We start from the raw sequence: 505 nt of genomic DNA, 5'->3' as shown, positions 1-505 counted from the left end.
CCTGTGAGGGTTGCTGGAGGTATCAGAAGTGCGAATGCTGACATAAGTAACGATAAAGCGGGTGAAAAGCCCGCTCGCCGGAAGACCAAGGGTTCCTGTCCAACGTTAATCGGGGCAGGGTGAGTCGACCCCTAAGGCGAGGCCGAAAGGCGTAGTCGATGGGAAACAGGTTAATATTCCTGTACTTGGTGTTACTGCGAAGGGGGGACGGAGAAGGCTATGTTAGCCGGGCGACGGTTGTCCCGGTTTAAGCATGTAGGCTGGTTATCCAGGCAAATCCGGATAATCAAGGCTGAGGTGTGATGACGAGGTACTACGGTACTGAAGTAACAAATGCCCTGCTTCCAGGAAAAGCCTCTAAGCATCAGGTAACATCAAATCGTACCCCAAACCGACACAGGTGGTCAGGTAGAGAATACCAAGGCGCTTGAGAGAACTCGGGTGAAGGAACTAGGCAAAATGGTGCCGTAACTTCGGGAGAAGGCACGCTGGTGTGTAGGTGAAG

General features: G+C 52.7%; 1 rRNA gene. It reads left to right on the top strand.

Annotated features, from left to right (window positions below):
- Positions 1-505 (top strand): 23S ribosomal RNA (locus tag QLG03_RS06095); the annotation flags it as partial.

It is taken from the genome of Klebsiella sp. V115_8 (assembly GCF_029967715.1).
Classification (GTDB): domain Bacteria; phylum Pseudomonadota; class Gammaproteobacteria; order Enterobacterales; family Enterobacteriaceae; genus Klebsiella; species Klebsiella quasipneumoniae.
This window is presented reverse-complemented; position numbering and strand designations above follow the sequence as displayed.